Source organism: Microbacterium sp. HMWF026 (assembly GCF_003061325.1).
GTDB classification, from domain to species: domain Bacteria; phylum Actinomycetota; class Actinomycetes; order Actinomycetales; family Microbacteriaceae; genus Microbacterium; species Microbacterium testaceum_E.
Window position 1 is genome coordinate 1 of record NZ_QAJB01000168.1, and the last position, 8,044, is coordinate 8,044.

The window sequence follows — 8,044 nt, forward strand, 5'->3', positions numbered from 1 at the left end:
CACGAGGGGCGGGCGGGGGAGCTCGTCAGCCTGCTGACCAGCGACACCGCCCAGATTCACACCATGCTCGTCGGCGGGGTGTTCGAGCTCGTGACCGCGGTCGTCCTCACCGTCGGGGCGTGCACCCTGATGATCGTCATCAGCCCCCTCCTGTTCGCGGTGACGGTCGCGGCGATCGTCGGATCGGCTGCGATCGTGGGACTGGCCTCGGGACCGGTGCGCACGCTGAGTCGCCGCAGCCAGGACGAGACCGCGGCGATGGGGTCGGAGCTGGCCAGTTCGCTGCGCGCGTTACGAACCATCCGCACCGCGGGTGCGACCGACCCGTATGTCGAGCGATTGATCGAGCCCGCCGCCCGCGCGAGAGACGCGGCGATCGCCCTGGGCACGCGCGTGGCGGTGGTCTCTCCGGTCGGTCAGATGGCGACCCAGTGCGCGTTCCTCGGCGTGCTGGCGGTCGGGGCGATCCAGGTCGGCCGGGGTGAGATCGCCTTCGCCGATCTCCTGACCTTCCTGATGTACGTGGTGCTGGTGCTGTCACCCGTCGAGGGGGCCTTCCGGGCGATTCCGGTGCTGCAGCGGGCTCGCGCGTCGTGGGACCGGATCAGCGCCGCGATGGAGGTGCCCGTGGAGAAGCCGCAGCAGTCGCGGCATCCCTCTGCCGCCGTTGCGCGTCGCGACAGTGCCCTGCCCCTCCGGCTGGAGGGGGTTTCCTTCCAGCACGGCGAGGGCACGGGCGGCGTCACCGACGCGTCCCTCACGGTGCGCGCCGGCAGTGTGTGCGCGCTCGTCGGCCCCTCGGGGAGCGGCAAGTCGACGATTCTCGACCTCGTGTCGCGCTTGTACGAACCCGACCGCGGCCGCATCCTGCTGGGCGAAGCCGATCTCGGCACGATCGATCGTGAGGAGCTGAGCAGCCGACTCGCGTACATGGAGCAGAGCGCGTCCCTCGTCGACGGCTCTCTCGCCGAGAACCTGCGATTGGCGGCCCCCGACGCCGACGACGCACAGCTGCGGGAAGCCCTCGACGCGGTGGGCCTCGGGTATCTCGTGGACGAAGATCCGCGCGGCATCTATTACCCGCTGGGCGAGTCGGGGCGAACGCTCTCGGGCGGGGAAGCCCAGCGCGTCGCCCTGGCCCGCACCGTCCTCTCGCCCGCTCCGATCGTCCTCATCGACGAGCCGACCTCGCGACTGGATCCCGAGTCGGAGGCGCGGGTGACTTCCGTCATCGACGGCTTAGCCGGCCGCAGGACGGTGCTCGTCGTGACCCACCGGCTGCGCGCGGTGGTCACCGCCGATCAGGTGTTCTACCTCCGGCGCGACGGCACCATCACCAGCGGCACTCACGCGCAGCTCGTCCGCACCTCCCGTTCCTACTCCCGTCTCGCCCGCCTCTCGCTCGTGGGTTAGCCCGCTCGCCGTCTGAAGGACATCATGCAGAGAACCTCCGCCCCGCTGCCGGCGCCGCTCGCCACCCCCGAACGATTGCGCGTCCTCGCCGACACGATCGAGGCGCGACGGCCGGAGGTCCTCGCCCTGCTCACGGTCATCTCCACGAGGAAGGCGGCTGAGTACGAAGTGGATGCCGCCGTCGCGGCGTTGCGCGGAGCCGAGCGCGAGATCGCCACCCACCGGCCCCCGCGCCTCTCGACGATCGCGGTCTTCCTGCCCTCGAACGTCGTGCTCTACTCCTACGTCCTGTACGCCGTCATCCCCTCGCTCTACGCCGCGAACATCGTCATCCGGCCGGCGACGCATGTGCGCGGCACCGTCATCGCCCTGCACGCGTTGCTCGCGCGCGTGCACGGTCTGGCGATCGAGATCCGCGACGAGACCCAGCGGCAGTTCGTCGAGAACAGCGTGCCCGCGGCGCAGGCCGTGGTCTTCGCGGGGGCCTACCAGAACGCCGAGCGCATCCGCGCGCGCCTGCGGCGCGATCAGATCATGTTCTTCCTCGGCTCGGGGATCAATCCGATCGCCGTCACCGCCCGGGCCGACCCCGAGCACGCGGCACGGGAGATCGTCAACATCCGCCTGCTGAACTCGGGACAGGACTGCCTCGGCCCCGACGCGATCTGGGTGGAGCGCGAAGCGGCGGGTGGATTCCTCGACGCTCTCGAGCGCCGACTCGATCACGTTCGCTACGGACGCTACGACGACCCGCGCACCGACTACGGCGCGATCTTCTATCCCGGCATCGTGCGCGACATCGCGGACTACCTCCACCGCCACCAGGACCGCATCCGGCGCGGGGGATGCATCGACTTCCGCGCTCGGCACATCGAGCCGACCGTCGTGCTGTGGGACGACGCGACCCGGATGGAGGTCCTCGAGTTCTTCGCGCCCGTGTTCAACGTCGGTCTCTACGACGGCGAAGACGCGGTCGTGCGAACGCTCGACTCGGCGCAGTACCACGAGCGCGCGATGGGGGCAACGGTCTTCGGTCCCACCCGGCGACTGGTCGCCGCGCTCGCGCGCCGGCACACGCTGACCCTCGACGAGACGTTGCTCGCCGTCGACGACGGCAACGTCCCCCTGGGTGGGCGGGGGGCGATGGCGAACTACATCGCGTTCGACGGTGCCCTTCACCCGCAGCCGATCCTGCTGTCGCAGGGGCTGGCCCAGTACTTCCCGACGTCGTCCGTCGCAGAGGCGAGCGCATGACGGGCTCGACCGCATCGACGTGGGAGCGTGTCGCGGACGGCCTCGTCGCCCACGGCGTCGACACGGTCTTCGGGCTCCCGGGCGATGACATGACGATCCTCGCCGCTCTCGACGGTCGTGGCATCCGGGTCCTGCTCGTGCGCGACCAGCGGCACGCTGTTTATCAGGCGATCGGCTACGGACGCGTCTCGGGGCGGCCCTCGGTGTGCTTCGTCGGCAAAGGACCCGCTCTCACGCACGCGGCCACGGGGCTGCTCGAAGCGCGATCCCTGCGTCACCCCCTCCTGCTGATCAGTTCCGGTGTCCCGGTCGACAAGCTCGGAACGGGCGCGTTCCAGGAGCTGGATCCGCTCGAGACGATGGGGGCGCTGACCGTCGGCGCGATCCGGGTCGAGGGGCATTCGGTGTCGGAGGGCGTCGACGACGCTCTTCGCCTCAGCAGACGGGGGCGAGGCCCGGTGCTCCTCGAGGTGCCGGAGGGACTGCACGCGTCCGACGAGGTGCGCGCGCCGCGCCGGTCGCCGCGCGACGTGCGGGTGCGCCGGGACGTCCCCCTGCCGACCACGCTCCGCGCGGCACGGAGGCCGCTCGTGCTCGTCGGGGGCGGGTGCGGGGAGGGGGAGACCGCCGAGTACTTCCTTCAGCTGGTCGAGCGGCTCGGCGCCGCGGTCATGGTCACGGCATCCGGGCGCGGGCTCGTCGACGAAGGGCATCCGGCCTTCCTGGGCGTGAGCGGCCTCTACGCCCCCGCGGGGGCTGCGGGAATCCTCCGCGAGGTCGATGTCATCCTGGCGCTGGGGACCCGCCTCGAAGAGACGGCGACCTTCGGCTGGGACACGGCGTTGCGGCCGGATCATCGCATCGTGCAGGTTCTCGACGACGAGAGGGACTTCACGCACGCGCGCGTCACCGAGCGCGTCGTCGCGGATGTCGGCGACGCCGTGCGCTCGTGGGGGAGCGCTCTGCCGGAGCGGGCCGTCGGCGACGCCTGGGCGGACACCGTCGCCGGGGTGCACCGCGCCCTGATCGAGGCGGGTGAGCGAGCGCCGGCGCTCGTCCCCGCATCGGTGCCGCGCGTGCGCGACGTGCTTCGAGAACTGGATGCCGTCCTGCCGACGGCGCGGATCAGCGTGCACGAGAACGGGTTGCACGACATCTGGTCGTACGTCTTCCCGGCGTGGATCGTGCACCGCGACGCGGCGTGCCTGGTGCCCAGCGAGCAGACCCCTCTGGGTTTCGGGATGGCGGCGGCTCGGGGAGTAGCGGCGGCCGACCCGCGACCGGTAGTGGTGATCGGGGGAGACGGTGCGTTCGGCGCGGTCGGGGCCGATCTGTCGGGTCTCGCCGCGGTCTCGACGCCGCTGCTGGTGGTGGTGCTCAACGACGGGGGATTCGGGTGGCTCGAGGTGAACCGGCGTCAGGCCGGCGCGCCGTTCGGCTTTCTCGGGAGCCGCACCGTGGTTCGCGGGCTGTGCGCGGCGTACGGGCTCGATCACGTGGGCTGTGAAGACGCGGCGACGCTCGGCGACGCGGTCCGGCGCGCCTGGGCGATCGCCCGGGGCGGCAGGGCGGTCGTGCTCGACGTCGCGACCCGGTTGGACGACGTCCCGCCCGGGTTCGAGGACCTGGCGGGGGACTTCCCGCTCGTCGTGTCGACGGCGCCGACGAAGGAGGGAGTCCGCTGATGGACGCGCTCCTCTTTCCGGGGCTCACGCCGGCGCGTCATCGCCACGTCCGACGGTTTCTGAGCCGGTCGCCGCTCGCGCGACGCCGCTTCGACGAGTGCAGTGAGGCGCTGGGCTACGACCTCGAGCAGGCGTATGCCGACGCCGACATCTACGACTGGGAGCCGTATCAGTGCGCGTTCCTCGCCATCAATCTCGCCCTGGCGGACTGGGCCCGCGTCGAGAAGGGGCTGCGGGTCGAGGCGGTCTGCGGGCAGAGCTTCGGCGGCTTCGCGGGCGCGGTGGCGGCCGGGTGCGTACCGCTGGGTGAGATGGCCGCGCTTCTCGCGCGGAGTACGGTGGTGGAGCGCGCGTTCTTCGACGCTCTGGACGAGCCGCTCGCGTGCGTCTTCTTCTCGCGCGTGGACGTCGACCACGTCGATGAGCTCGTCGCGCGGGCCGAGCAGCCGGGCGGATGGGCCGAGGTCTCGGTGCGCGCGGACCGCGGTGTCCACGCGGTCTCGGGGACCGTCGAGACCATCGCCCGCCTCGAGGCGGCCGTGCGCGCACGCGGCGGGATCGTCTACTACACGATCAACCGCGCGGAGCACTGTCGGCGGATGCTGCCCCTCCGCGACCGCGTCGAGCGAGAGGCCTACGCCGGAGTGGTGTTCGCGGATCCCGCGGTGCCCGTCGTCTCCGACGTCACGGGCGAGGTGCTGCGTACGGCCGACGCGGTGCGCACCGACCTGCTCGCGGGCTGGACGCACGCGACGGTGGCCGAGACGCTCTACGACGGCGTGTCGGCCCTCGGCGTGCGCCGCCTCATCGTCCCCGGCCCGCCGTCGGCCTTTCGACGACACGGCGGCGGTCGCTTCGAGATCCTCGCGATCTCCCCGGCATCGGTGTCGGAGGCTTCGCGATGACGGCGCGCACGATCGTGGTGGCGGGAGGCTCCCGCGGCATCGGGGGCGAGGTCGCGGCCCGTCTCGCCGCCGCGGGACACCGGGTGATCGTCGGATGCCGCGAGAAGCACGCGAGAGCGCGACGGATGTCCGAGCGGGTCGTGGCCGCCGGCGGTCGGGCTCTCGACGTGCGGATCGGAGACCTGCGTGCTCCCGAGGTGCGTCGAGACCTCCTCCGCGACGTCGACCACCTCGACGTGCTCGTGCTGGCCGCGTCCGGGGGTATGGAGGAGGGGAGCTCGGACGCGTCGGCCTTCGCGCTGAACCGGGATGCCCTGGTCGCTCTCGCCGAGAATGCGCTCGTCCGGATGGGCCGCGGCGGCGTGATCGTGTACCTCACGAGCCACCAGGCGCACTTCAGTCGTGACGTCGCGCCCGAGAGCGAATACGCGCGGGTGGCGGCATCGAAGCGGGCCGGTGAAGACGGTCTGCGCGCTCTGGCCGACCGCATCCACGCGGTCGGCGCGCGGCTGGTCGTCGTGTCGGCCGACGTCGTCGTCGATTCCGCCACGACGCTGCTCCTGGAACGACGCCGACCCGGATCCACCGCGCAGCGGCGGCGCGAGGTGACGGCGCTGCCGACGACTCGCGAGGTCGCCGGCACGGTGCTCGCCGTGATCGATCGGTCGCGCCCGTTTGCCGACACTGTCTACCACGGGGGTGCGGAGTGGTTCCTGCAGCGCGGGGCGGTGCCCGAGCAGTTGCGCTGTGCGCGCATCGCCCGGCCCGGGAGCGAGCGCGCGTGCGCGTCCGCCCTCGTCAGACGCCTCCGTGCCGAGCTGGGTCGCCGGGGGATCACCGCGCGCGACAGGGTGCTCGTCTGCGACGAGTCGACGCCCGAGACCGCCCTCGTCGTCCTCGCGCTGATGGGGACGGGGGCGTCGGTGGTCCTGATCGACCCGGGGCTGCCTCCCGCGGAGGTCACGGCGATCGCCGCGCGCAGCGCGTGCACGGCCGCGGTGACCGCCCCGTCGCGGGCGTCCGCGCGTGATCGCCGCGATCTGGGGTCGTCCGAGGGCCTCGTCGCGGCCGTCGAGGGTCGGCGCGAGTGCGCCTGCGACGTCGAACGGTCCGCGCTTCTCGACACGTGGGCGAACCGCGGCGACGCCCTGGTGCTCTGGACGTCCGGGTCGTCGGGTCGCCCCCGCGGGGTCGTGCGCTCGGGTGCGTCCGTGCTGGCGAACGTGAGCGCGACCGTCGAGGCGATGGGGTATCGCGCCGACGACGTGCTTCTCCCTCTGCTGCCGATCAGCCACCAGTACGGGTTCTCGCTCGTCGTCGCGTGGTGGCTCGTCGGGTGCACCCTGGTCCTCGGAAATCACCGCCGTCCGGTCAAGACCCTGGTCGACGCGCGTTCGCTCGGCATCACCGTGGTCGACGCGGCCCCGTCGGTGATCGACGACGTCCTGCGCGCCGTCGAGGCGCGCGGGCTCGGCGAGGTCGCCCCGAGGGTGCGGATGTGGTGCGTCGGCGGATCGCCGCTGCGCGCATCGCTGGCGAGGCGCTTCCTCGCGGAGACGGGGCAGACGCTCCTCGACGGGTACGGTTCGACCGAGCTCGGGAACGTCTCCCTGGCGACGCTCGACCGACCCGAGGGTCTGGGGCGCCTCCTCCCCGGCGTCGCGGTCGCGATCCGTCGCCCGAACGGGAGCCCGGTGGACGCCGGCGAGACGGGCGAGCTGTGGATCCGTTCCGACCACGCCTTCACCGCGACCCTCGACGACGAACGACCGGTCGAGGTCGAGGACGGGTGGTACCGCACCGGCGACATCGGATCCCGGGATGCCGCGGGCGTCCTGCGCGTGATCGGGCGCGCGGGGGCCGTGCATCGCGGGGGCTTCACCATCTACGGTTCCCATCTCGAGCACCGCGCCGATGAGGCCGGCATCCCTCTCACCCTCATCGCGCTCCCCGACGAACGGCGCGGTGCCCACCTCACGGCGTTCATCGAGGACCACGGCCCGGGAACGCGGACCGACTGGGCCGAGCGTCTCCGGGCCGTGCTGCCCCGCCACGAATGGCCGAACCGCGTGGTCGTCGTCCCCGACCTCCCCCGGCTGGGTAACGGAAAGGTCGATCGGGCGCGCCTGACGCACCTCGCCGCCGCCGGACGCACGGCGGCACGGAAAGGCGGTCGTCCCGATGTCGTCGCATGAGACGCGGGGATCGCGGCGGTCGCTCCTGGGCACCGCGGCGGCACTGACCAGGGGCCCGGCCGAACTCCTGGACTTCGTGATCCCACTCTGGGCCGGGCTCGTCCTCGGTCTGGATGCCACGGCCATCGGGCTTCTCGTCGCCGTCGAGCTGGCCGTGTCGTGCCTGGCTCGTCCGCTGGCCGGGCGGGTGGCGGATCGCGGTGACCGGCGACGGGTCGCGTCGGTCGGAGCGCTCGTCTCCGGTCTGGGCGCGGCGGGCTATGCCCTGGCGACGAGTGCGTCCAGCGGGTTCGCGTTCCTCGCGGCGATCGTGGGCGGTCTGGGCGGCTCGTTGCTCTGGGTGGCGGTGCGGGCGATCGTCAGCGAGGAGCACGTCTCACGCCCGTCCGCGTTCGCCGGTCTCCTGGCCGCCGAGGAGACCGGGGCGGCCGTCGCCTTCGTCGTCGGCCTCTCCGCACTCGGCGCCATCGGCTACTCGGCCCTGTTCCTTCTCGCCGGGGCGTCGTGCGTGATCGGCGCGGTGGTGCTGGCATCCCTCCCGCCGGATGCCGCGGGGCGGGCGCGGCAACCCGGTCCGGCGCGCGCGGCGGCC

Annotated in this window: 6 protein-coding genes; all 6 read left to right on the forward strand. The window is 72.5% G+C overall.

What is annotated here, in order from left to right:
• Positions 1-1,413: ABC transporter ATP-binding protein (locus DBR36_RS07170; RefSeq protein ID WP_108318215.1), on the forward strand; the 1,413-nt coding region annotated here is incomplete at its 5' end.
• 24 nt (positions 1,414-1,437) lie between these two features.
• Complete coding sequence (locus tag DBR36_RS07175; RefSeq protein WP_108318216.1) at positions 1,438-2,667, forward strand: aldehyde dehydrogenase family protein; 1,230 nt, start codon at positions 1,438-1,440, stop codon at positions 2,665-2,667.
• Positions 2,664-4,352 (forward strand): thiamine pyrophosphate-binding protein, encoded by a 1,689-nt coding sequence (locus DBR36_RS07180; protein WP_108318217.1) that lies wholly within the window; start codon positions 2,664-2,666, stop codon positions 4,350-4,352. Before DBR36_RS07175 ends, DBR36_RS07180 begins: the two co-directional genes overlap by 4 nt.
• Positions 4,352-5,257, forward strand: a complete 906-nt coding sequence (locus DBR36_RS17325) for an ACP S-malonyltransferase (protein WP_146185269.1) — start codon at positions 4,352-4,354, stop codon at positions 5,255-5,257. Before DBR36_RS07180 ends, DBR36_RS17325 begins: the two co-directional genes overlap by 1 nt.
• Positions 5,254-7,452, forward strand: coding sequence for an SDR family oxidoreductase (locus DBR36_RS07185; protein WP_146185270.1), 2,199 nt, complete (start codon positions 5,254-5,256; stop codon positions 7,450-7,452). Before DBR36_RS17325 ends, DBR36_RS07185 begins: the two co-directional genes overlap by 4 nt.
• A gap of 76 nt (positions 7,453-7,528) precedes the next feature.
• Positions 7,529-8,044: MFS transporter (locus DBR36_RS07190; protein ID WP_219927627.1), on the forward strand; the 516-nt coding region annotated here is incomplete at its 3' end.